The following is a 24638-nucleotide window of genomic DNA, read 5'->3' as shown; positions in this document are numbered from 1 at the left end:
ATTTCATTACAATATTTACTTACAAATATTGTATAATAGAACTGTGGAAAAATTTTAAAAAAACAAATGGGGTTGGAATTATGTATATTGATATTTTACTTAAAAATCATGATGCTGATAGAAACCACTTTATAAGGCAAACTGGGTTCTCTCATAAGAAAATTTCTAAACTCAATAAGCAAGATCCTAATTCATATAGTGATGATTTAATAAAAGAGATTGCTCAATTTCTTAATTTAAGCTATGACAGTACTAGAAATGAATTACGGCAAATTAAAGAAAAGGGGACACTTTATAAAGCACAAACTGTCGAAGAACTAAAGATTGTGATTGATACGAGTCCTAAAGAATTTTTAGTGAGTAAAGAGGTTTATAGTCTGATTAATGATATTAAGCAATCTGATATATCTCATGATCAACAATATATGAAAGACGTTTCTCAAACTGTTTTAACGTCATTTATTTTATGGATTGTTGGTAAAGTGAAAAGTATTGGTAAATCATCTGAAGAAAAATTGATCAATGATTTAAGGTTACATATCTTAACGTACTATGATATTCATGAAATGAACAACAATCGAGCAAGACTCGTACTGAAAGCATTTGTTAGTTAAATATGCATAATAAAAACCACGTGCTAGCTGAATGCTAAAACGTGGTTTATTGTTTATAGTTGTTTATTTAGTTCGACTTTTTTAATGCTTTGGAAGCCATCAATAGCAAATAAGTCATCTATTGTTTCATCTGAAGCTTCTTCATCTATTGATAATATCATTAATGCTTCTCCACCGATAGAATGTCTACCTAAATGCATTGAAGCAATATTAATGCCATGTTCTCCTAAGATTTGGCCCATTTTACCTACGATACCTGGTCTATCATTATGATGGATAAGTAACATATGTTTTTCAGGTTTGAAATCTACTGGATAGTCATTGATTCTTACGATACGAGGTCCATAACCATTTAATACAGTTGAACCGATTTTAATAGAATGATCTTTGTTCACTAATTCCAATTCAATATAGTTGCTGAAACCATATTTTTTACTATTTTTTTCGATTTGATACGTTACACCTTGTTCATTTAACAATACGAGTGCATTGATTAAATTAACATGATCACCTAAGTCTTGTTGTAAGACACCCATAACAAGTTGTCTTGTAATTAAACTTGTATCATCTAATGCAATTTCACCATGATATTTAATTTTTAATTCTCTTGGACCTTTTTCAAATAGTTGGATACCAACTTCACCAGTTGTTCTACTTAATTCAACAAAAGGTCTAAGTTCTGCTTCAACTTCACCAGACATTTGTGGTGCGTTTACAGCATGTAAGACGTTATTATTTTCAAAGATATCAATGATTTCATTTGCAACAGATACTGCAACTTTTTCTTGAGCTTCAATAGTTGAAGCACCAAGATGTGGTGTTACGATGATTTTTTCATGTTGCGTAAGTGGTGTGTTATTTGCTGGTTCTTCAGTAAATACGTCTAGAGCGGCTTTTTCGATTTTACCTTCATCAAGTGCTTTAATTAAGGCATCTTCATCGATAATACCACCTCTAGCAACGTTGATGATTTGTAAGTTAGGTTTCGCTTTATTGAAGAAGTCTTCATTTACAAGTCCTTTAGTCTTTGGTGTAAGAGGGGTATGCACTGTAATGAAGTCTGCTTGTTCAGCAATTTCGTCTACAGTTGCTCTCGTAATTTCTAAACGTTTCGCATCATCGCTAGATAAATAAGGGTCAAATGCAAGAATATTCATGCCGAAACTTTGAGCACGTTTGGCAACACCTAAACCGATTCTACCTGCACCAATTACGCCAAGTGTCTTCTTGTATAATTCAGTCCCACGATATTTTTTTCTATCCCAATTACCCTCTTGTAAAGAGCGATGTGCTTCTGGAATATTTCGAGCCATAGAAAGAATCATTGCCATAGAATGTTCAGTTGCAGAAATAGTGTTACCATCAGGCGCATTAATAACAAGAATACCTTGTTTGGTTGCGTGATCGATATCAATATTATCAACACCAACACCAGCTCTAGCTACAACGCGAAGATTTTTTGCTGCATCTAGAATAGGGGGTGTGATTTGAGTTTGGCTTCTTACGATTAAAGCATCATAGTCACCGATAATGTTAACGATTTCTGATTCACTCAAGCCAGTTTTGATGTCTATTTCGAATTTTTCATGATCTGTTAAACTTTTTAAACCTTCTTCTGATATTGGATCGACTACAATTACTTTAAACATATTGATTAACTACCTCCTGGAATTTTGAAACACCTTTACCAAGTACTGATTGTTCTCGTATTTCTGAAAGTATAATTTCTAATGCGCTAATAAATTGCAACATGTCATTCGGAGAGACTTTACCCATATGACCAACTCTTAATATTGTTCCTTTAAGATGCTGTTGACCACCTGCAATTGTAATGTTGAATCTATTAAGTAATTCATCTTTAATCGTCTTAACTTCATCTTTATTTGGCACAAAAGCTGTTACAGTAGGTGAAGCAAATTCATCTTCAACTAATAGTTCCATATCTAAAGCTTTTAAACTTTCTCGAACGGCTGTTTTACATACTTCGTGTCTTTTGATTGTATTTTCAAATTTTTCTTCTTGAATTAAATCACAATAAGTTTGTACACCTCTAATAAGTGATACAGCTGGTGTGAAAGGTGTTGAATCATCGTTTAAAGAAGTTATGTATTTATTTAAATCTAAATAAAATCTTGAAGTTGTCACTTCTTTAAACCTTTCGATAGCTCTATCATTATATGCTACAAAAGCTGCTCCAGGTGGTAACATGATTGCTTTTTGACTACCTGAAACGAGCACATCGATGTTGTCTTGTTCCATATCTACTTCAACTGCCCCAATAATACTAACGCCATCCACTACAAAATAGATGTCAGGATTAAATTGTTTAACTAACTTACCTAAAGCATTAATAGGGTGTTTTACAGAAGTAGATGTTTCACAAAATTGTGTGAATACGGCTTTAACATCAACATTAAGTGAGTTTAAATATGTTTCAAATTCTTTTAAATCGACACCTTTTCCCCATTCAACTTCAAAAATATGTGCCTTAAATGGATATGAGGATGCGATTTTTCTAAACCTATCCCCAAAAGCGCCTGAAACAATAATGACAATATCATCTTCAGGATTCGCTACATTAACCATAGCTGCTTCAAGAGCACTTGTTCCTGATGAAGTTAGAATAGCAACAGGGTGTTTAGCCCCAAAAATTGTTTGTAAATCTCTCGATGCTTGATGGATAATTTGACTAAATTCCTTTGTTCTATGTCCTGTCATAGGTTGATTCATACTTTCTAAAATCTCCCTAGGAACAGTTGTAGGACCTGGTGCGAGTAATAAAGAATCATGCTGATACATATATATACACTCCTTACTGAATTTATGTTCTATATTGTAGCAAAGAAAATAGTAAAATAATAGTGAATTTATTGAAAATTCTGATTAAAACGCTTTCATTACTAAAATCTTATTTCACCTGTTGCTACAACTTGAACATTACCAGCTAAAGCACGTGTTATCATACAAGATTCTTCTGCTTTTTGAACAAGTCTGTTTAATCTTTTTTGTAAATTTTCATCTGGTTCTTCAGATAAATAAATAATAGGGAAATGTTCTATTTTTTTATAAGTGATCACGCCATCTTCGAAATCAACATGACCTTTAGAATCTACTTCGATTCTTTCAATATCAATTTCAGAGCGTTCAATCATTGCTGCCAATGTAATCATATAGCAAGTTGAAGCTGCACCTAGTAACATCTCGTCTGGATTTGTACCGATTTCTGGTCCGTCCATTACTTCAGGGATTGATACTCGAGTAGATAAATTATCAGTTGTAATATGGCCAGAAGCATTTCTGCCTTTAGTCCATGTTCCTTTTAAATTAAAAATATGTGTTGTCATATTCATGTTCCTTTCTATATTTAAAAATATTTGGGTATAATCTATAGTATGACTGATTTTAAAGGAGTAGACAATGAATGTGAATAATCAAAATTGCAAATTAAAAGTTGCACATAGAGGTGTTCCATCATTAGCACCAGAAAATACAATGATTTCTTTTAAACGTGCAATAGAATTCAATATAGATGTTCTTGAAATAGATATACATAGAACGATGGATGGTGAACTTGTTGTTATTCATGATCCAACAACGAACCGTACTTCACAAGAAAAAGGGGTCATCAGAAAATTAACATATGAAACATTGAAAAAATATGATGTCGGTAAATGGAAAGGGCAAGCATATATTGGTGAGCAAATTCCATTATTTCAAAATGTACTTAAATTAATAAAAGACACACATTTAAAGCTACTTATAGAAATCAAGCAACCAGAAAACTATCCAAATATCGAATCAGATATTATTGCTATGATCAAACAACATGATATTTCGCACAATCAAATTATCATTCAGTCATTCAATAGAAATTCAATTCAACAAATAAACAGTTTATGGCCAGAAATAGAATTAGGTGTCTTGATTAAGAAGAAAGATCGTTTTATAAATAGAAGGACAATTAAGAAAATAGGGGAGTATGCAAACTATATTAATCCGAATTATAAAATTGTAACGAGAAGATTTGTAGAGGCAGCACATGTATCGCAACTTAAGGTATTACCGTATACGATAAATGATAAATCTACGGCTCAAAAAATGTTAGCGATGGGTGTTGATGGTTTAATATCGGATTATGCACATTTATTAGATGAATGGATGAAGTCATAAATTATAAAATAAAAAACCACTTTCGAAATGAAAGTGGTTTTGTTTGAACAAAGATTAACGAGAGTAGTACTCAACGATTAATTGTTCATTGATTTCAGCAGATAATTCGCTACGTTCAGGAACGCGTACGAAAGTACCTTCTAATTTGTCAGCATCGAATGATAAGTAATCAGGAACGTGATGACTTAATTCAACTGATTCTAATACGATGTTTAATTTTTGTGATTTTTCACGAACACCGATAGTTTGACCTGGTTTTAAAGTGTAAGATGGGATATCAACACGAGCGCCATCTACAGTAATGTGACCGTGGTTAACTAATTGACGTGCTTGACGACGAGTACGAGCTAAACCTAATTGGTAAACTACTGCGTCTAAACGTGAAGCTAATAGTGCCATGAAGTTATCACCGTGGATACCTTTCATGTTACCAGCTTTATCGAAAATAGTGCGGAATTGACGTTCGTTGATTCCGTACATGTAACGTAATTTTTGTTTCTCTTGTAATTGAAGACCATACTCAGATAATTTTTTACGTTGAGTTGGACCGTGTTGTCCTGGTACGTAAGGACGTTTTTCTAATTCTTTACCTGTGCCGCTTAATGAAATACCTAAACGACGTGATTTTTTCCAGTTTGAACCTCTAAATCTTGCCATTTTGAAGTTCCTCCTTTTTCTTGTTTGATTGTTATGAAGAAACAAGAAAGAATGTTAAATGCTCATAGGGATATGTTATATTTGTGTGCCTTCACCTTGCAGCCGCGGTTACACAACACGCCTTCTTTGGGAATAACATAGAGCCTTATAATATTTAACTGCTACTTTCGTTAATTCACACAAAAGCTATTATACATTTTTGTTTAGTTAATGTCAATTTATATTTTAAAGATGGATATGCTTTTCTAGCGTTTTGACAAGTAATTCTAAGCCTTCAAGATCAGTTTGATTAAATCTTGATTTAACAGGTGCATCTATATCTAACACACCGATGATTTCTTTGTTATAGTATATAGGTATAACGATTTCTGATTGGCTATTAGCATCACATGCTATATGCCCAGGGAATTGATTAACATCTTCAACAAGTTGTGATTGCTTTTCGGCAACAGCTGTTCCACAAACCCCTTTACCAATTTCAATGTCTACACAAGCTGGTAATCCTTGAAATGGACCAAGTTTTAAGGCATTATTTTTAATAAGATAAAATCCAACCCAATTAATGTTTGGTAAGAATTGGTTGATGAACGCAGATGCATTACTTAAATTAGCAATTAAATCTTGTTCTCCTGATAATAAACCATCTAATTGGCGGTTGAGTAATGAATAATCTAGTTGTTGTTCTGACATTTTTATTCCTCATTTCAATATTTATTTGAATTATATTACTATTTTATGATTTTGAATATGTTTTGCATAGAAAAAGGTTTGTTGGATATATATTTTACGTTATAATAAAGAGAACGATTTAGGAGGAGAATACATAATGGCAATTTATATAACACTTGCAGTTATAATCATTATATTAATTGGTATTGGTATAATGTTATGGTTGCGTACATCAAAGCGAAATTTGATTACTGAGACTGAGCAGCGTAAGCAAAAAATTAAGCAATTACCTTTTCAAGATGAATTAGCGAAGCTTAAAAAATTAAATATCCATGGTGAAGCTAAAGACAAGTATGACCAATTTAAGAGAGAATGGCAAACTGTTTTACAAGAAGATTTAAAAGTTGTAGATGCAAAAATTCACGATGCTGATGCAGAACTTGATAAATTTAAGTTCTCACAATCAGAAGAAAGTATTGCTGATGCTAACAAAATAATGGATGGTATAGAAAAGAAATATACGCGTTTAACTCAGAGTGTTACAGAATTAATGACAACAGTGGAAACAAGCGACAAACTATACGATGAATCTAAACAGATTTATAGAGAAACGAAGAGAGAAGTATTAGCGAATAGACACCAGTTTGGGGATGCTGCTGAACTAATCGAAAAAAACATCGAAGCTTTTCTACCTAGAATTGAACAATATGAAGAACTTGTTGAAGATGGACACTACATTAAAGCAAGTGGTCATATCGATCAATTGAATACGGATATGAAACGTATGCAAGAAGATATGGAGGAAATTCCATTATTAATTAAAGATGTACAAAAAGAACTACCAGGTCAATTCCAAGACTTGAAATTCGGATGTAGAGATTTAAAAGTTGAAGGTTATAACCTTGAACACGTTAAAGTGGAAGGTACATTACAAACTTTACGTGGCAAATTAAATTTAGTTGAACCATTGATTGGAAGATTAGAATTAACAAAAGCTGAAAGCATTATTAATGAAATTAATGATTCTTTAGATGATATGTATGATTTAATCGAACATGAAGTGAAATCTAAAAATACTGTCGAACAATCTAAAGAAATTATTACAGATGAATTATTCCATGCTAAAGATATGAACTACACACTTCAAACTGAAATTGAATATGTTAAAGAGAACTATTATATTTCTGAAGAAGATGTACATAAAGTAAGACAGTATGAGAATGAAATTCAAAACTTAATTAGTGTATACGATGAAATTTTAGGTGAAATGGCTAAAACAAATGTACGCTATAGTGAAGTTGAAGATAATCTACTATATATAGAAGAACATGTTAAAGTAATTAATGATAACCAACAAAAAATACAAAATCATTTAGTTTCTCTTAGAGAAGACGAAGCTACAGCTCAACAAAATACATTACGTGTTCAATCTAAGAAAGAAGAAATATATAGAAATTTATTAGCATCTAATTTACCAAGTGTACCTGAAAGATTTATCATTATGAAAAATGAAATTGATCACGAAATTCGTGAAGTAAATAAAATCTTTAGTCAAAGACCTATTAATGTACAATATGTGAAAGATAAAGTAAGTAACATTGTTCTTCAAATGAATAAATTTGAAGATGAAACAACAGATGTACTTATCAATGCAGTTCATGCTGAAACATTAATTCAATATGGTAATAGATACAGAAAAGAAAATAATGAACTGAATAAGAGTCTTAATGAAGCAGAAAGACTGTTTGCTAACAATAGATATAAACGTGCTATTGAAATAGCTGAAGCGGCACTTGAAAAAGTAGAACCTGGTATCAGTGAAAAAATAGAAGAAGATGTAAATAAACGATAAGAACGTCATAAAGGTGAAGACATGGTAAATGTCTTTGCCTTTATTTTTTTCTGAGTTAGTGGATGTTTTTTCTAAGTCAATTAGTATATCTATACGAAATGACTTGTGGTATCATTATATAATGAAAAAAAGAGGTGACAGTATGATATATCTTGATAATGCTGCAACGACAAAGCCTAATGAGGACGTTATCCAAACATATACACAAATGAATCAACAATACTTTTTCAATCCAAATAGTCCTCATTCTGCCGGCATAAAGATTGCTCATTTACTTGATAAAGCAAGAGAAAATATTAAACAATATTTAAATTTAAAAGATCCATTCAATATTATATTTACAAGTGGTGCTACCGAATCGAATAATATCGCACTTCAAGGAATGGCCAAAGCGAAAAAGAGATTTGGTAATACAATCCTTACAACAAAGATGGAACATCCGTCAGTTCTTGAAACGATGAGAGGATTAGAGGACGAAGGTTTTAATTTGAAATATATTAAAACGACGAATGATGGCAAATTAGATATATCATCTTTACAAGAATTACTAAACGATGATGTTGTACTTGTTACATGTATGCATGTTAATAATGTAATGGGACAAATTCAACCGATTGAAGAAATTAGTCGAATTTTAGAAGAATATCCTAAAGTGCATTTTCATGTAGATGGTGTACAAGGTTTTGGGAAAGTACCATTAGATATTAATTTAGCGGATAGTTATAGTTTAAGCGCACATAAATTTCACGGACTAAAAGGTTCAGGTATTTTGGCAATTAAACAAATTAAATCGATTAAACAAATTATATTTGGTGGCGGACAAGAGCAAGGCTTAAGAAGCGGTACAGTTAATGCACCTGTCAATATTGCATTAGCAAAAGCGATGAGAATAATGAACGATCGTATGGAAGGTAATGCTCAAGCATTAAGTCAAAGAGGTAAAGAAATTAGAGCGTTTGTTGAACAATATAAAGGTGTCTTGATTAATTCACCAATCGATGCAGCACCATATATCTTAAATATTTCTTTTCCAGGTGTTAAAGGTGAAGTATTAGTCAATGCATTTTCTAAATTTGAAATTTATTTGTCTACAACGAGTGCATGTTCTTCAAAGAAAAGTTCTCATAATGAAACGTTAAAAGCAATGGGATTAAGCAACCTTGTAATTGAAGGAAGTATAAGAATAAGTATTGCACCAGATTTAACGAATGAACAAATAGAACGTTTTAAAGATGCCTTTGATAAAGTATATAAAGAGGTAAAGGAGTTAATAAAATATGAATTATGATCACATATTAGTGAGATACGGAGAGCTGACTTTAAAAACAGGTAATAGAAATATGTTTGTGAATAAATTAAAAGCAAATATCAAAAGCCGATTAATGCCACTTCAAGGTTATAAAGTACGTGCAAATCGTGACCGTATGTATATCGATGTACACGAAGGTTCTGACATTGAAGAAATGATGAGCAGAATTCAAACTGTGTTTGGCGTACATTCTGTAAGTCCAGTAGTTCGAATTGAAAAAGATTTAGATTTAATGAAAGAAGTCGCTTTAAAGTTTGCGCATGATTTTAAAGATGGTGACACATTTAAAATTGACGTCAAGCGTGCAGATAAAACGTTTGAACTTGATACTTTTCAATTGCAACAAGAGTTAGGTGGTCATGTACTTCAAAATACTGATCATATAACAGTAAATGTTAAACAACCAGATCATAAAATTAAAGTAGAAGTTCGTAAAGATGCTATTTATATGTACAACCGCGTACTTGAAGGCGCTGGTGGATTACCTGTAGGAACTGGTGGTAAAACATTACTTATGCTTTCAGGTGGAATCGATTCACCAGTAGCAGGTATGGAAGTAATGAAACGAGGCGTGACAATTGAAGCTATTCATTTTCATAGTCCACCGTATACAAGTGAACAAGCTAAACAAAAAGTAATCGATTTAACAAAACAACTTGCACATTTAACAGGCGATATCAAATTGCATATTGTACCTTTTACAGAACTTCAAAAGCAAATTCATAAAGTCGTTGAAGAAAGCTTTACAATGACTAGTACAAGAAGAATGATGTTAAGAGTTACTGAAAAAGTGGCACATGAAATCGGTGCACATGCAATTGTAAATGGTGAGAACTTAGGACAAGTAGCGAGCCAAACTTTAGGTAGTATGTATGCCATTAACAGTGTAACATCAATGCCAATTTTGCGTCCGTTACTTACATTTGATAAAGAAGATATCGTTAAAAAGGCGAAAGCTATTAATACATTTGATTTATCAATTCAACCATTTGAGGATTGTTGTACGATATTTACACCAAAAAATCCAAAGACAAATCCTAAATTAGAAAAAGTGGAATATTTTGAATCTAAATTTGATTTTGGTCCACTAATTGATGAAGCGGTTAAAAATGTAGAAACACTTACAATTTCTAAGCACGATGATTTGAATCAACAAAAAGACGAATGGATGGATGAACTACTTTAATACGAACGTTGGGATGTCGTTATCATTAAAGTAGAGGAGATATCCATATGGAGTTTGATTTAAATATATTATTAATCATTATTTTGTTTGGTTTAATTGCATCATTTATCGATTCGGTAGTAGGTGGAGGAGGATTAATTTCTTTACCTGCATTACTAGCAGTGGGAATGGATCCAGCCACAGCTCTAGGTACAAATAAATTAGCGAGTTCATTCGGTTCATTTACGAGTACGATGAAATTTATAAGAGCGAAGAAAGTAGATTTCGATATTGTAGGTAAATTATTTCCATTATCCTTTGTAGGTTCGATATTCGGTGCGATTACTGCTACATATTTACCACCAGAATATTTAAAGCCATTGGCAATCATTATATTGGCACTTGTAACCATATACTCAATAGTAAAGAAAGATTGGGGAGACATTAATCGATATAAGAAATTGTCACTTAAAAAAGCAATCTTGTTTATTATTGGTGTAACGTTAATTGGTTATTATGATGGATTTCTTGGAGGCGGGACAGGATCATTCTTCCTATTTGCTTTATTAATGATTGGTCTTGATTATTTACACGCAGCCGGAAATGCTAAATTTTTAAACTTTGCTTCTAACATAGGTGCATTACTGTTATTTATGGTTTTAGGACATGTCAATTATATATATGGATTAAGTATGGCAGTATCTATGGTAATCGGTTCGTATTTAGGGGTTACATTTGCTATTAAAAAAGGCGTATCTTACGTTAAAGTATTATTTATTATTGTAACGATAACGTTAATTCTCAAAAATCTATATGACTATATTAGTAGTCACTTTATGTAAAAAACACCTTAGCGTCTATGCGCTAAGGTGTTTTAGTTTATGGGTTGTTGCTTATTGTTATAAGAATTTTCTTTGTACTTTACTCCAGAATGAATTCTGAGGTAATTTCAATGTTCGAATATATTTATCTTGAATTCTAAGTGAAATAAAGTCTGTTTCTTGAATGCTTAATGCTTCGTTATCTAGTCCCATAATTGGATAATAGTTACCTTCTTTATCAAGAATGATTTTAAGGGTTCTTGTATCACCCAATACTACTGAACTACTCACTGTTCTGAAATTATTGTTATTCAGTGATGCGATTTCAGTTAGTTGCATGCTTCTAATTTTAGGGTCAATAATTGCGCCGTCTAATGATTTGTTATATCCAGTTGATCCTGTTGGTGTTGAAATTAATAAACCATCTCCGTTGAATGCTTCGAAGTATTCGTCGTCAATGTATATTTCCATCTTCATCGGCTTGATGACACTTGATTTAATGTAAAAATCATTTAAACACATATAAGACATTTGGTTATTCAAGTTTACTTCTAGGACGGGATATTTTCTCACACTTACTTCATGAGAATCAATAGATTCAATTAAATGTGGAATGTCATCTATACTAAAATCTACATATAAATAATTCTGATCTAGTCGTGTTTTAATACCTATATAAACTTTGTCTTTATTAAAGTTCGTTTTTCTACAAGCTTGTAAGAAACTCCCATCTCCCCCGACTGAAGCAATAATATCTGCATCATCGTAATTTGAAACAAATTCAAATCCGTGTGGTTCCATTTCTTTCTGGATTTTTTCACGTGTTTCTAATACGTCACGGTCTTTTGAACTAAATAAATAAATACGTTTATACGAAGTCATAATTTGTTCCTCCCAAAAGTTACAGTTATTATTAAAGTCTGTTATTATTATAAATGTAAATATTTAAAATAGAAAGGATGATACTATGTCTAAACGAATTATTGCGATAATCATCGCAGCTGTTTTAGTTGTAGGTGGTATAGTTGTCAGCACAGTTGGCATATTTTTAGACGATTCGTGGAAAAAAACAGTAACAGATTCAGATGGCATAAGTGAGTCTGTCGTATCTGGTAGTGATAGTAGTAGCAAAATTGTTAAATTATCAGTAGATGGTACCATTCAAGATACAGGTGTCCAAGAGTCATTATTTAGTGGAGGAGGGTATAATCATCAATCCTTCTTAAAACAACTTGATAAAATTAAAAAAGACGATCAAGTTAAAGGTGTACTTCTAGTTGTGAATTCACCAGGTGGTGGAACATATGAAAGTGATGAAATACATAAAAAATTAGAAGAAATTAAAGCTAAAGATAAAAAAGTTTATGTTCAAATGAAAAATATGGCAGCATCAGGTGGCTATTATATCTCAACACCAGCAGACAAAATTTATGCAGGTTCACAAACTTTAACAGGTTCACTTGGGGTAATTATTTCAAGTATTAATTATTCTGAACTTGCGAATGATTTAGGTGTGAAAGATGAATCTGTCACTTCTGGTAAACATAAACAAATCTTGAACCCAATGAAAGAAATGTCGAAAGAAGAACGCGAGATCATGCAATCTATCATCGATGATAGTTATAAACAATTTGTAAATGTTATTAAAGATGGTAGACATATGTCAGAATCAGAAGTTAAGAAATTAGCTGATGGTAGAATTTATTCAGCACAACAAGCTAAATCAAACGGTTTAATTGATGAAATTGGTTATGAAGATGATGCTATTAAAGCATTAAGAAGTGACATTAAATCCAAACATGCACAAGTTGTAACATATGATACAACAGGCGGATTCTTAAACTTCCCAATGGCTGCTAAAAGTAAACTTTCTTCTATGATAGGTTTAGATGATATGACTAAATATGAAGCCTTAATTAAAGCGAATAAATCACCACAACCTATGTATTTATACGGTGAATAAGGAGGGATTGTAATGACAGAAACAAGTTATGAACAAGTCGCTACTACACGTCAACAAAGTGAAATTGAGCGTACTGTCAATAAATATATGTCTGATATTAAATCCATCGTATTTGCTGGATTCTGGGTCCGATTTTTAGCTTATATCATCGATATTTTAGCTTTAGCAGGATTTAAAGGTATTGTACTAAGTCCGATATTTGCACTTACAGATATCAATGATTCTTATCTATGGGTGCCATACTTCAGTGTTGAAAATATGGCTAGTGCCTTAATATTTTATTTATATTTCGTGTTGATGACGTATTATTTTAAAGCAACACTAGGCAAGATGATTTTAGGTTTAAGTGTCTATCGAGAAGATGCTCAACCGCTCAAATTGAAGGATGTCCTATTTAGAGAATGGATCGGACGAATTATTTCTGGTGCATTATTAGGCATTCCATATATTGTAGTAGCATTTACGAAAAAGCATAAAGGTATTCATGACTATTTTGGGGAAACAGTCGTTCTCAAAAACAAATATGTTCAAATGAGAAAAGACTTCCAAAATGTGATTGGATAACTAAGTTATAATCAAAAGAATTTTAAAGTCTCTTTAATCATGATAAAATATATTTATCAAGAATAAGGAGGCTTTTTTTATGGCGCAAGTTACATTCAAGAATGAACCAATTACAATATTAGGTGAGGAAGTTAAAGTAGGTTCAGTAGCACCTGATTTTACTGTATTAGCAAACGACCTATCTGAAAAGACATTAAAAGACTATGAAGGTAAAAAGAAACTTATTAGTGCCGTACCTTCTTTAGATACAGGCGTGTGCAGTCAACAAACACGTAAATTTAATGAAGAAGCTGCAAATGAACAAGATGGCGTTGTCTTAACAATTTCTAACGACTTACCATTTGCTCAAAAAAGATGGTGTGCAGCTGAAGGTTTAGATAATGTGATTACATTAAGTGACCACCGTGATTTATCATTTGGTGAGAACTATGGTGTTATCATGAAAGAACTTCGTTTATTAGCACGTTCAGTATTTGTTTTGGACAAAGATAATAAAGTTGTTTATGCAGAAATAGTGAGTGAAGGTACAAACCATCCTGACTATGACAAAGCTTTAGAAGCATTCAAAAATTTAGACTAATTAACAACCATAAACTGCTGTCCATTTAGTGGACAGCTTTTTATACGAAAGAGGGCAATTATGACTGAAGAAAAGAATATGATGGAAGTATTATTTGAAAAACTTGATGTAAAAAGTAAAGACCTCCACGACGAGAATGGACAAAGTTATATAGAGAATCTTGGTTTGGCGATGGAAGACATTTATACAAACCAAAGAGATCTTTTAGAACAATCAACATTACAAGAACGAAGAAAAGCGTTCCAATTTGCTTATTTAAGTTTATTAAAAGAAGAAGTAATACAACCCAATCATCAAATGACGCCAGATTCAATTGGGTTTATTTTAAGCTACCTTGTAAACTTATTTAATAAAAACAAAAAAGAATTAAACATTGTAGATATTGCAAGTGGTACAGGACATTTGAGTGCAACAATCAATGAACAAAATCAAGACAAGACATTGATGCACCACTTGATTGAAGTAGATCCTGTATTACAACGTGTAAGTATACATTTAGCTAACTTCTTAGAAATACCATTTGATGTATACCCACAAGATGCTATAATGCCACTACCTTTAGAAGAAGCGGATGTCATTGTCGGCGATTTACCTGTCGGATATTATCCAGTTGATGAACGCAGTAAAGAGATGAAATTAGGCTTTGATGAAGGGCATAGTTATAGTCATTATTTATTATTAGAACAAGCTGTTACAGCAACAAGACCAGGTGGTTATGTATTCTTAATCGTACCAACAAATATCTTTGAAGGTGAAGAAGTGAAACAGCTTCAAAAATATATTGCAACAGAAACAGAAATGCAAGCATTTTTAAACTTTCCTAATTCACTGTTCAAGACAGAACAATCACGTAAATCACTATTGATTTTACAGAAGAAAGACCCTGGAATTACTAAGAGCGTTGAAGTATTGCTAGCAAACATACCAGATTTCAAGGCACAATCTCAATTGCAAACGTTTTTATCAGAAGTAGATGAATGGATGAAAGAAAATCATTCTTTATAAACTGTATTAATGCTTGATTCATAACTGTATTAGTGTTTAAATAGTATAGAATAGTATTATCAGGAGGAAGTCTAAATGACAAAAATTATAGCAATTAATGCTGGTAGCTCATCTTTAAAATTCCAATTATTTGAGATGCCTGAAGAAAAAGTTATCACAAAAGGATTAATCGAACGTATCGGATTGAAAAATTCAATTTTCTCAATTACGGTTGACGGGGAAAAAATCACAAAAACATTAGATATTGAAAATCATGAAGTTGCAGTAAACATCATGATTGAAGCTTTAAAAGAGCACAATATCATCGAAGACATTAATGATATTCAAGGTACTGGTCATCGTGTTGTTCATGGCGGAGAATTATTCCCAGAATCAGCACTTGTTACTGATGATGTATTAGCTAAAATCGAATCATTAACTGATTTAGCACCTTTACACAATCCTGCAAATATCATGGGTATTAAAGCATTTAGAAAATTATTGCCAAGTATCCCACATGTTGCAGTATTCGATACATCATTCCACCAAACAATGCCAGAAGAATCATATTTATACAGCTTACCTTACAACTTCTATAAAGATTTCGGTATTCGTAAATATGGTTTCCATGGTACAAGTCATAAATATGTATCTGAAAGAGCAGCAGAATTATTAGATCGTCCTTTAGATCAATTAAGAATTATCTCTTGTCATATCGGTAATGGTGCTTCTATTGCTGCAATTGACGGTGGTAAATCAGTTGATACTTCAATGGGCTTCACACCATTAGCAGGTGTTACAATGGGTACACGTTCAGGTAACCTTGACCCAGCTTTAATTCCATATATCATGGAGAAAACTGGTAAAAATGCTGAAGAAGTATTAAATATCCTTAATAAAGAATCAGGTTTACTTGGTATCTCAGGTTCATCAAGTGACTTAAGAGATATCGAGCAAGACGCTAACGAAGGTAACGAACGTGCTAAATTAGCATTAGATGTATTCGCATCTAGAATCCATAAATACATGGGATCATATGCTACAAGAATGCACGGCTTAGATGCAATTGTATTTACAGCTGGTGTAGGGGAAAACTCTGACACAGTTCGTGCTAAAGTATTAGAAGGATTAGAATTTATGGGTGTTTATTGGGATCAACGCTTAAACACAGGTTTACGTGGAGAAGAAGCGTTCATCAACTACCCACATTCACCAGTAAAAGTTATTGTAATTCCAACTGACGAAGAAGTTATGATCGCACGTGATGTTGTGAAATTTGGTAACTTAGGATAATAAAGTATATTTTAAAGCGAGGCAGGCGTATCTTATATGTGAATAAGATGCCAGTCTCGTTTTTTTATGTTTAAAAAGTGATTCTACGGTTATATGTAAGTAATGCATGTTCTAAGGAGGATATATAAATGAGACCAGAAAGAGCATTAATGAAATTAGTTAGAATCGTTACACGTAGAGTCGTTAAAGAACAATCAAGAAAACAAAAACAAGAAAATAATCAAAACTTAAAAAATCAAAATAATAATCAAAACTAATATAAAAGCGTTCAGCCATAAGGTTGAATGTTTTTTTATTTGGAATGTTGTTAAGAGGAGGAAGTTAAGCTATTAGAAAGGTATTCTACGTATTATACTTAGACAAAAATATCAATTTATTCAAAATTCTGACAATTATTATATACAAAAATTGGAAGTAGTATTATAATTAATTTATGCATTTCCAAATTTTACTAAATTCAAAGAAAGGAGCGTATCATGCGAAAAAAAAGACAGAGAAATAAAACAGGTATACTAGTAGCGATTATTTATTGTTTTATAATGTATTTTATTTTAAATATTTATGGGGAATCTATCGATGATATAAATAAAAGTATTCGATACATAATTATGCCCTTTGGAGTAGTAATAATTATTGTGATTTTTGATTTTTTAATTAAAAAAGATTTTTTCGATAAGAAAAAAGATAAAGCGTCCAGCCATTAAGACTGAACGCTTTTCTTATGTCTATTTATTTACCTTCGTGGTGTTCTTCGAATAATTCTTTTGTTGCTACAACTGGTTCGAAATCTTCAGGCATTGTTTCTGTTCTTACTACTAGAACGTCACATGGTGAGTTTCTTACAATTGATTCTGATACAGAACCAACGATAAATCGTTCTACTGCATTTAATCCTGAAGTACCACACATGATTAAATCTACGTCAAATTCTACTGCTAATTTTTTAGGAATAACTGTTTTTGGAGATCCGAATTCAAGCTTAGTCGCTACGTTATGAACACCATTATTCTCAGCGAATTCTTTATATCCAGATAATAAACTTTCAGCAAAACTTGTTGCTTTATTTACTATTTGAGTATCATAGGCTTCAACACTTGCATATGATCTAGAATCTACAACGTTAACAATTGTTAATTTAGCGTCATTACGTTTAGCAACGGCTACAGCTTTATTATAAGCCCATTCTGATTCAGTTGATCCGTCTACTGCAATTAAAATATTTTTGTAACTTAACATAGAAACCGCCTCCTAGTTCTTTTGTTTAATTATATCATAATTTTCTGAAAAAATAACATTATAAACTTTTAAATAATAGGGAATTTACACGATTTTTATATAATGTATGTTAAAATTGGTTTTAGTAAGAAAATTTAAAAAATTTAGAAAATAAGGATAATATAAAAATTGAATAATAATGATTGCGCTTTCAAATTTGTGGCGTTATGATAAAAACAAGGAGGAATGAAAAATGATTATTGGAGTACCAAGAGAGATAAAAAATAACGAAAATAGGGTGGCATTAACACCTAGTGGCGTGGCAAGTTTAGTTGCACAAAATCATGTTGTTAAAGTAGAAACTGAGGCAGGATTAGGTTCACAATTTACTAACGAAGATTATCAACAAGCTGGAGCAGAAATTGTAAGTCAAGAAGAAGCATGGAATGTTGAAATGGTTATGAAAGTTAAAGAACCATTACAAGAAGAATACCAATTCTTCAAGAAAGACTTAATCCTATTTACATACTTACATTTAGCTGCTGAAGAATCTTTAACAAATGCATTACTAGAAAATGAAGTAACTGCAATTGCTTATGAAACTGTTCAGTTAAGCGATCGTTCATTACCATTACTAGCGCCAATGAGTGAAGTAGCAGGAAGAATGTCAACTCAAATTGGTGCGCAATTCCTACAAAAAACACACGGAGGCATTGGAATATTATTATCTGGTGTACCAGGTGTTAAAAGAGGGAAAGTAACAATAATCGGTGGAGGTCAAGCAGGAACAAATGCTGCTAAAATGGCAGTTGGTCTTGGAGCAGACGTTACGATTATTGACTTAAATCCTACACGTTTACAACAATTAGATGATTTATTTGGTGCAAGCGTGCAAACGATGATGTCATCACCACTAAATATTGAAGAAGCAGTTGTTGAAAGTGATTTAGTAATTGGATCAGTACTTATCCCAGGTGCTAAAGCACCGAAACTAGTAACTGAAGATATGGTTAAGAAAATGAAACCAGGTTCAGTATTAGTAGACATCGCGATTGACCAAGGTGGTTCATTCGAAACATCAGATAGAATTACGACACACGATGATCCAACATATGTTAAACATGGTGTCGTACACTATGCAGTTGCTAATATGCCAGGAGCAGTTCCAAGAACATCTACAATTGCATTAAATAATGCAACAACTCCTTATGCAATTCAATTAGCAAACAAAGGCTACGTTAAAGCATGTCAAGATAACGAAGCGCTTGCTAAAGGTTTAAACACAATACACGGTAAACTAACATATAAAGAAGTTGCAAAAGCTTTTGATAAAGAATACACTCCTTATCAAGAAGTTTTGAGATAACTCCACCAAAAAAACCTGAGACGAATTTCGTCTCAGGTTTTTCTTATTATACGATTTTTGTACCGTGTACTTCATCGAATGGTATGTCTTCTATGAGTTGAGATAAGTTATCTTTATTGAGTCCGCCACCTGGCATAATTGTGATATTGCCTTTTGAATAAATCAACAATTTACCTAAATGGTTAATGTTATCAAATATCACACTATCACTAGGTCCGCCATGTGTTAGTAGGCGACTGAATTGGTGTTTAATTAACCAGTCTAATGATTTTAATTGATGATATGGATTAATAGAATCAAACGCCATATGACAAACGGCATGTATGATACCACATGTTTCTTTTAATGCTTTCATCTTCCATTCGTCAAGATGTCCGTGTTCATCTAAACAGCCAAATACAAATGCATCAACTTTCAAATCTTTCAATTGTAATATATCTTGTCGCATGATTTCATATTCGAAATAATTATAGTTAAAATCTCCACCGCGAGGTCTAATCATGACAGCGACTTCGACGTTATGTTGATGACAAAGTTCTACTGCAATCTTTACCATTCCGTAACTTGGTGTTGTACCACCAACTGAAAGGTTATCGCAAAGTTCTATTCGATTTGCACCGTTTTTAATCGCATGTTCAATTTGCGAAATTGTTTCTACACAAGCTTCTTTAATCATTTTTGGTAGCCTGTTAGTATGCGATGTCCGTCTTCAGTTACAACGATATCGTCTTCAATTCTAACGCCAGCAACACCAGGAACGTATATTCCAGGTTCAACTGTTAATACCATGCCTGGTTTGAATTCATCCGTATTAGCACTGGAAATGTCTGGGAATTCATGGACGCTTAATCCAAGTCCGTGACCAAGTCTATGTGGGAAGTATTCACCATAACCAGCATTGCTAATAATATCTCTAGCTACTTTATCGCAGTCAGCAATTTTAGCACCTGGTTTAATCATTTCAATCGCTTGTTTATTAGCATCAAGTACGACATTGTAAATTTCTTGTGCTTTTTCAGAAGGTGTACCAAATGGAACAGTTCTAGTGATATCTGAACAATAACCTTTATAAATGACACCTAGGTCAAATAGTACATATTCGTTTTCTTTTAAAGTTCTTTCTCCTGGTGTACCATGAGGAGCTGCTGCATGATCGCCGAATAATACCATAGTATCAAAGCTCATCTTAGAAATACCATGTTGTTTCATAGTTGTTTCAATATGATTTAATACTTCAATTTCAGAAACGCCAACTTCTAATTTATCAACGCCAGCTTGAATCGCTAAATCTGCATATTTAGCCGCTTCTTGTAACAACTCAATCTCGTCATTTGTTTTTACATTTCTAATATCTTTCAATACTTGATCAATATCAACAATTGTTTCAACATTAAATGCTTTTTCAATTTCACGAAGTCTTTTAACTGATAAATGCTCTGATTCAATCGCGAAAGTTTTATAAGATTGTTGTTCAATTAAATCGAATGGTGATTCTGTATCTATGTATCCAACGATGTTTCCAGTGAAGCCTGCATTTTTAGCTTCTTCTACTTCCATTTTTGGACAAAATAGTGTTTCTTCACCATCTTTAGTGACTAATAAACTAAATAGACGTTCATGTGGTTCAGATAAATAACCTGTTAAATAAAAGATGTTTAAAGGCGTTGTAATCCATGCTGCGTCCGCACCTTTATCTTTTAAAAATGTTGCAATTTCATTATGTTCCATTATTCTTCCTCCCAAATCTCTTTCTTACATCATTATTTTAGACTTCTTGATTCATAAATTCAAATTTAGGGTATATAATATACGGAAAAGACAATGTGAGGAGGGAGATTCATGAAAGTATCATTTCATGGACAATCAGTAATCTATTTTGAAAGTAAAGGACATAAAGTGATTGTGGATCCATTTATAACAGGGAATCCATTATCAGATTTAACGGCAGATGAAGTAGAAGCAGATTATATTATATTAACTCATGGTCATGGCGATCATTTAGGTGATACTGTTAGCATTGCAAAAAGAACTGGTGCAACTGTTATAGCGTTACCTGAAGCGATTGATTATTTATCTAATAAACACGGATTAGAAAACTTACATCCAATGAATATTGGTGGGAATATTGAATTTAATTTTGGAAAAGTAAAATATGTGCAAGCCTTTCATAGTAATAGCTTTACAGAAGAAAATGGAGAAATCATCTATTTAGGTATGCCAGCTGGAATTGTATTAGAAACTGAAGCGGGTACAATTTATCATACAGGTGACACTGGTTTATTCAGCGATATGAAATTAATTGCAGATAGACACCCAGTTGATTTGTGCTTTATTCCGATAGGCGACAACTTTACAATGGGCATTGATGATGCAAGTTATGCAGTTAATGAATTTATCAAGCCGAAAAAAGTAGTACCTATTCATTACGATACATTTGACTTTATTAAACAAGACCCTAAAGATTTTGAAAAAGCTGTAACGGAATCAGAAGTTCACATTTTAAAACCTGGTGAATCGGTAGAATTATAAATGAATATGGTAGTAAGTTTAGTAAGCTGAGATGATTTTGTCATCTCAGCTTTTAAGTTTAAGAAGTAAATCTGTATAAAATACTTAATTTAATAAGCGTTGTTTCAATCTTTTATTTAATTTTTAAGATATCATTTAAGACATTAAAAATGTATAATAGAAAGTAATTCATAAAATTTGATAGAGGGTATAAACATGACGAAACATGAGCAAATTATTAAGTATATTGAATCGTTATCTGTTGGACATAAAATCTCTGTCAGACAGATAGCGAAAGATTTAAACGTCTCTGAAGGTACAGCCTATCGTGCAATTAAAGAAGCGGATAATCAAGGGCTTGTAGCATCTATTGATAGAGTAGGGACAGTTAGAATTGAGAGAAAATCTAGAGAACAAATTGAAAATTTAACATTTAATGAAATTGTTAAAATTGTGGATGGTCAAGTATTGGGCGGTAAACAAGGCTTATATAAAACTTTATCAAAATTTGCAATTGGTGCAATGGAATTAAATGATGTCGTTAAATATTTAACTAAAAATACATTGCTGATTGTTGGTAATAGATCAGATGTACAAATGGAAGCTTTAAAAAGAGGTTCTGCTGTTTTAATTACGGGTGGTTTTGAAGCGAATGAAGATATTATAAACTACGCTGACGAACACGAACTTCCGATTATTTTATCAAATTATGATACATTTTTAGTTGCCAATATTATTAATAGAGCTATATATGATCAAATGATTAAAAAAGAAATTTTAATGGTTGAAGATATTATGATTCCTATTGAATCAACTTCTTATTTAGATGACAAACAAAAAGTGCGAGATTGGAATGAATTATCTCAACAAACATCTCATACGCGTTTTCCAGTTGTTGATAGCGAAATGAAAGTTGTAGGTATTTTAACGAGTAAAGATATTGTTAACGAAGAACAAGATAAAAGTATCAGAACATTGATGACGAAATCACCTATCATTGCGCATTTAAATACGACAATCGCAACTTGTGCCCATCTTATGATTTGGGAAGGGATTGAATTATTGCCTGTTGTATCAACCTCTAAAGTATTAATCGGAATTATTTCTCGTGAAGATGTATTAAAGACGATGCAATTAATGAGTAGACAACCACAAATAGGTGAAACGATTCATGACCAAATTGCAAAGCAAATCACAATGGACAATGGTAATGTTGTGGTGAATATATCTCCACAATTAACGAATCAATTCGGTATGTTAACGAAATCCGTCTATATTGCAGTTATTGAAGAAGCGTTGCGTTATGAAATAAGAAAAATGAAAAAATCAGAAATCATGATTGAACATATAGATATTTATTATTTAAAAACTGTTCAAATTGATGACGATGTAGAAGTGAAAATTACAACATTAGATATCGGTAGAATATTTGCTAAATTCGAAGTTACGATGGTGAGCGGTAGTGCGACTGTTGCGAAAGCATTACTGATGTGTCAAATTCTCGAAAAATAAAAAAGCGTTATGTGATACAACGCTTTTTAAAATATTATTGATGCTTTTTTTGTTCGAAGTCTTCCCAAGCTTTGTTCTCGATAGGTAAGTTACCTTTAAAGTATTTACTTGCTCTATAGCCATAAGATACGTTTAAAATACCAAAGAATAATAATACTAAAACAATAATATAAGTGACTAATGTTGGGAATAACAATACTTGGTCTGCTGCAAATGCGATCATAAATATACCAAAGTAAAATCTTGAACGTGCTTTATGATAAGCTTTTCTAACGTCACGTTTCGTTCTAAATGAACGTGCTAAATTTAAGATAGCAAATATTAAAGCAATAATCATAACAGTTACTGCTAAAGCAACTAGTGTAGACATAATTTCAGATGACATGTTTGATTCCTCCTACCAAGTCGAATTATATCAATTAATAAAATATAAGTAAATATAAAGAAAGAAGGATAACAATGGAAGAAATATTAAATAAAATAAAGCAATATGAAACAATTATCATACATAGGCATGTTAGACCAGACCCTGATGCATACGGCTCTCAATTAGGCTTGAAATATATATTACAAGAGGCTTTTCCTGAAAAGCATATATATGCAGTCGGTCAACCTGAACCGACGCTAACATTTATTGGGGATTTGGATGAAATTGCAGATGACACATATAATGGCGCACTTGTGATTGTTTGTGATACAGCAAACGCACCACGTATTGATGATAGTCGCTATAATACTGGTGACGAATTAATTAAGATTGACCATCACCCTCCAGTTGACTCATATGGTGATATTAATTTTGTAAATACAGAAGCATCATCTACAAGTGAAATTATCTTTGATTTAAATAAATCATGGAATTTAAATGGTTCAAATGTAAGTGAGAAAGCAAGTAGAGTCTTATATTTAGGCATCGTTGGTGACACAGGTAGATTCTTATTTGATAATACGTCTACACATACAATGGAAGTTGCAGCAGAGTTAATGACGAAAGAATTTGAACGTACTAAATTACTTAACCAATTGAGTGAAAGAGACCCAGCTTTACTTCACTTCCAAGGATATATTCTTCAGAATTTCAAATATGATGGTGAGGGATTCTGTTCAATTAAAATTACGAAAGATATACTTGAACAATTCAACTTGCAACCTAATGAAGCTTCATTATTCGTGAATACTGTTTCAGATATTAATGGATTAAAAGCATGGGTATTTGCTGTCGATGAAGGTAAAGAAATAAGATGTAGAATTCGTTCAAAAGGCATAAAAATTAATCATATCGCAGCTAAATATAACGGTGGAGGACATCCAAATGCTTCAGGTGCATCTGTATATAGTTGGGAAGAGTTTGATGCATTAGCAGCAGATATTAAATCTGAAATATAGGAGGTGAGCG

27 protein-coding genes are annotated in these 24638 nt (G+C 32.3%); 17 read left to right on the top strand and 10 right to left on the bottom strand.

Annotated elements, in window-relative coordinates:
• Positions 1-80 precede the first annotated feature (80 nt).
• Complete coding sequence (locus LQ673_RS07385; RefSeq protein ID WP_037588544.1) at positions 81-614, top strand: helix-turn-helix domain-containing protein; 534 nt, start codon at positions 81-83, stop codon at positions 612-614.
• Positions 615-667: 53 nt separating this feature from the next.
• Here the strand turns inward: LQ673_RS07385 and serA are convergent, their stop codons facing one another.
• From serA to LQ673_RS07370, 3 genes are all read right to left on the bottom strand, one after another.
• Positions 668-2263 (bottom strand): phosphoglycerate dehydrogenase, encoded by a 1596-nt coding sequence (serA, locus tag LQ673_RS07380; protein WP_037588542.1) that lies wholly within the window; start codon positions 2261-2263, stop codon positions 668-670.
• Positions 2256-3413 carry a pyridoxal-phosphate-dependent aminotransferase family protein gene (locus tag LQ673_RS07375; RefSeq protein ID WP_037588540.1) on the bottom strand — a complete coding sequence of 386 codons (1158 nt, stop codon included), beginning with the start codon at positions 3411-3413 and terminating at the stop codon, positions 2256-2258. The genes serA and LQ673_RS07375 overlap by 8 nt, the downstream gene beginning before the upstream one ends.
• 101 nt (positions 3414-3514) lie before the next feature.
• Positions 3515-3958, bottom strand: a complete 444-nt coding sequence (locus LQ673_RS07370; RefSeq protein ID WP_037588539.1) for an SACOL1771 family peroxiredoxin — start codon at positions 3956-3958, stop codon at positions 3515-3517.
• Positions 3959-4031: 73 nt separating this feature from the next.
• On the opposite strand from LQ673_RS07370, the gene LQ673_RS07365 reads away from it, so the two are divergent.
• Complete coding sequence (locus tag LQ673_RS07365) at positions 4032-4784, top strand: glycerophosphodiester phosphodiesterase (protein WP_191835680.1); 753 nt, start codon at positions 4032-4034, stop codon at positions 4782-4784.
• A gap of 54 nt (positions 4785-4838) precedes the next feature.
• Here the strand turns inward: LQ673_RS07365 and rpsD are convergent, their stop codons facing one another.
• A complete protein-coding gene (rpsD, locus tag LQ673_RS07360) occupies positions 4839-5441 on the bottom strand; it encodes a 30S ribosomal protein S4 (RefSeq protein WP_037588534.1) in 603 nt (200 codons plus the stop codon).
• A gap of 225 nt (positions 5442-5666) precedes the next feature.
• Positions 5667-6131 carry a GAF domain-containing protein gene (locus LQ673_RS07355; protein WP_037588533.1) on the bottom strand — a complete coding sequence of 155 codons (465 nt, stop codon included), beginning with the start codon at positions 6129-6131 and terminating at the stop codon, positions 5667-5669.
• A 136-nt stretch (positions 6132-6267) separates the two neighbouring features.
• Between LQ673_RS07355 and ezrA the strand changes: the two genes are divergently transcribed.
• The 4 genes from ezrA to LQ673_RS07335 all read left to right on the top strand — a co-directional run bounded on the left by ezrA (position 6268) and on the right by LQ673_RS07335 (position 11278).
• Positions 6268-7962: a septation ring formation regulator EzrA gene (gene ezrA, locus LQ673_RS07350; RefSeq protein ID WP_037588531.1), complete on the top strand. Its 1695-nt coding sequence runs from the start codon at positions 6268-6270 to the stop codon at positions 7960-7962.
• 142 nt (positions 7963-8104) lie between these two features.
• Positions 8105-9250, top strand: a complete 1146-nt coding sequence (locus LQ673_RS07345) for a cysteine desulfurase family protein (protein ID WP_191835679.1) — start codon at positions 8105-8107, stop codon at positions 9248-9250.
• A complete protein-coding gene (gene thiI / locus LQ673_RS07340) occupies positions 9240-10457 on the top strand; it encodes a tRNA uracil 4-sulfurtransferase ThiI (RefSeq protein ID WP_126477580.1) in 1218 nt (405 codons plus the stop codon). Before LQ673_RS07345 ends, thiI begins: the two co-directional genes overlap by 11 nt.
• Positions 10458-10504: 47 nt before the next feature.
• Positions 10505-11278, top strand: a complete 774-nt coding sequence (locus tag LQ673_RS07335; RefSeq protein WP_126477579.1) for a sulfite exporter TauE/SafE family protein — start codon at positions 10505-10507, stop codon at positions 11276-11278.
• Positions 11279-11335: 57 nt separating this feature from the next.
• On the opposite strand, the gene LQ673_RS07330 is transcribed toward LQ673_RS07335, so the two are convergent.
• Positions 11336-12139: an NAD kinase gene (locus LQ673_RS07330; RefSeq protein WP_025905507.1), complete on the bottom strand. Its 804-nt coding sequence runs from the start codon at positions 12137-12139 to the stop codon at positions 11336-11338.
• An 85-nt stretch (positions 12140-12224) separates the two neighbouring features.
• Between LQ673_RS07330 and sppA the strand changes: the two genes are divergently transcribed.
• From sppA to LQ673_RS07300, 7 genes are all read left to right on the top strand, one after another.
• Positions 12225-13220: a signal peptide peptidase SppA gene (sppA, locus tag LQ673_RS07325; protein ID WP_037588522.1), complete on the top strand. Its 996-nt coding sequence runs from the start codon at positions 12225-12227 to the stop codon at positions 13218-13220.
• Between the two features lie 12 nt (positions 13221-13232).
• The gene (locus tag LQ673_RS07320) at positions 13233-13784 is read left to right on the top strand and encodes an RDD family protein (RefSeq protein ID WP_037588520.1); all 552 of its coding nucleotides are present in this window, start codon (positions 13233-13235) and stop codon (positions 13782-13784) included.
• A gap of 79 nt (positions 13785-13863) precedes the next feature.
• Complete coding sequence (gene tpx / locus LQ673_RS07315) at positions 13864-14364, top strand: thiol peroxidase (RefSeq protein ID WP_025905504.1); 501 nt, start codon at positions 13864-13866, stop codon at positions 14362-14364.
• Between the two features lie 60 nt (positions 14365-14424).
• Positions 14425-15369, top strand: coding sequence for a class I SAM-dependent methyltransferase (locus tag LQ673_RS07310; RefSeq protein WP_107577536.1), 945 nt, complete (start codon positions 14425-14427; stop codon positions 15367-15369).
• 75 nt (positions 15370-15444) lie between these two features.
• Complete coding sequence (locus LQ673_RS07305; protein WP_037588517.1) at positions 15445-16641, top strand: acetate kinase; 1197 nt, start codon at positions 15445-15447, stop codon at positions 16639-16641.
• A gap of 128 nt (positions 16642-16769) precedes the next feature.
• Positions 16770-16898: a hypothetical protein gene (locus tag LQ673_RS14795; protein ID WP_257213200.1), complete on the top strand. Its 129-nt coding sequence runs from the start codon at positions 16770-16772 to the stop codon at positions 16896-16898.
• A gap of 219 nt (positions 16899-17117) precedes the next feature.
• Positions 17118-17345: a hypothetical protein gene (locus LQ673_RS07300; RefSeq protein ID WP_126477578.1), complete on the top strand. Its 228-nt coding sequence runs from the start codon at positions 17118-17120 to the stop codon at positions 17343-17345.
• 25 nt (positions 17346-17370) lie between these two features.
• Here the strand turns inward: LQ673_RS07300 and LQ673_RS07295 are convergent, their stop codons facing one another.
• Positions 17371-17877 carry a universal stress protein gene (locus tag LQ673_RS07295; RefSeq protein ID WP_025904325.1) on the bottom strand — a complete coding sequence of 169 codons (507 nt, stop codon included), beginning with the start codon at positions 17875-17877 and terminating at the stop codon, positions 17371-17373.
• 232 nt (positions 17878-18109) lie between these two features.
• Between LQ673_RS07295 and ald the strand changes: the two genes are divergently transcribed.
• A complete protein-coding gene (gene ald / locus LQ673_RS07290) occupies positions 18110-19222 on the top strand; it encodes an alanine dehydrogenase (RefSeq protein ID WP_126477577.1) in 1113 nt (370 codons plus the stop codon).
• 46 nt (positions 19223-19268) lie between these two features.
• Here ald and LQ673_RS07285 read toward each other — a convergent pair whose 3' ends face one another.
• A complete protein-coding gene (locus LQ673_RS07285) occupies positions 19269-19898 on the bottom strand; it encodes a copper homeostasis protein CutC (protein ID WP_126477576.1) in 630 nt (209 codons plus the stop codon).
• Positions 19895-20953: a M24 family metallopeptidase gene (locus LQ673_RS07280; protein WP_371683274.1), complete on the bottom strand. Its 1059-nt coding sequence runs from the start codon at positions 20951-20953 to the stop codon at positions 19895-19897. The genes LQ673_RS07285 and LQ673_RS07280 overlap by 4 nt, the downstream gene beginning before the upstream one ends.
• Positions 20954-21061: 108 nt before the next feature.
• On the opposite strand from LQ673_RS07280, the gene LQ673_RS07275 reads away from it, so the two are divergent.
• Both LQ673_RS07275 and LQ673_RS07270 read left to right on the top strand, forming a co-directional pair.
• Complete coding sequence (locus LQ673_RS07275) at positions 21062-21751, top strand: metal-dependent hydrolase (RefSeq protein WP_037588512.1); 690 nt, start codon at positions 21062-21064, stop codon at positions 21749-21751.
• A gap of 195 nt (positions 21752-21946) precedes the next feature.
• Positions 21947-23242: a DRTGG domain-containing protein gene (locus LQ673_RS07270; RefSeq protein ID WP_037588511.1), complete on the top strand. Its 1296-nt coding sequence runs from the start codon at positions 21947-21949 to the stop codon at positions 23240-23242.
• A 34-nt stretch (positions 23243-23276) separates the two neighbouring features.
• Here the strand turns inward: LQ673_RS07270 and LQ673_RS07265 are convergent, their stop codons facing one another.
• The gene (locus LQ673_RS07265; protein WP_191835678.1) at positions 23277-23627 is read right to left on the bottom strand and encodes a YtpI family protein; all 351 of its coding nucleotides are present in this window, start codon (positions 23625-23627) and stop codon (positions 23277-23279) included.
• Positions 23628-23701: 74 nt separating this feature from the next.
• Here LQ673_RS07265 and LQ673_RS07260 point away from each other — a divergent pair, with 74 nt between their 5' ends.
• Entirely contained in the window at positions 23702-24628 is a 927-nt protein-coding gene (locus tag LQ673_RS07260; protein ID WP_191835677.1) for a DHH family phosphoesterase, read from the top strand.
• The last annotated feature ends 10 nt before the right edge of the window (positions 24629-24638 follow it).

The sequence above is a fragment of the Mammaliicoccus sp. O-M54 genome (assembly GCF_022386035.1).
Taxonomy (GTDB): Bacteria; Bacillota; Bacilli; order Staphylococcales; family Staphylococcaceae; genus Mammaliicoccus; species Mammaliicoccus sciuri_A.
This window is presented reverse-complemented; position numbering and strand designations above follow the sequence as displayed.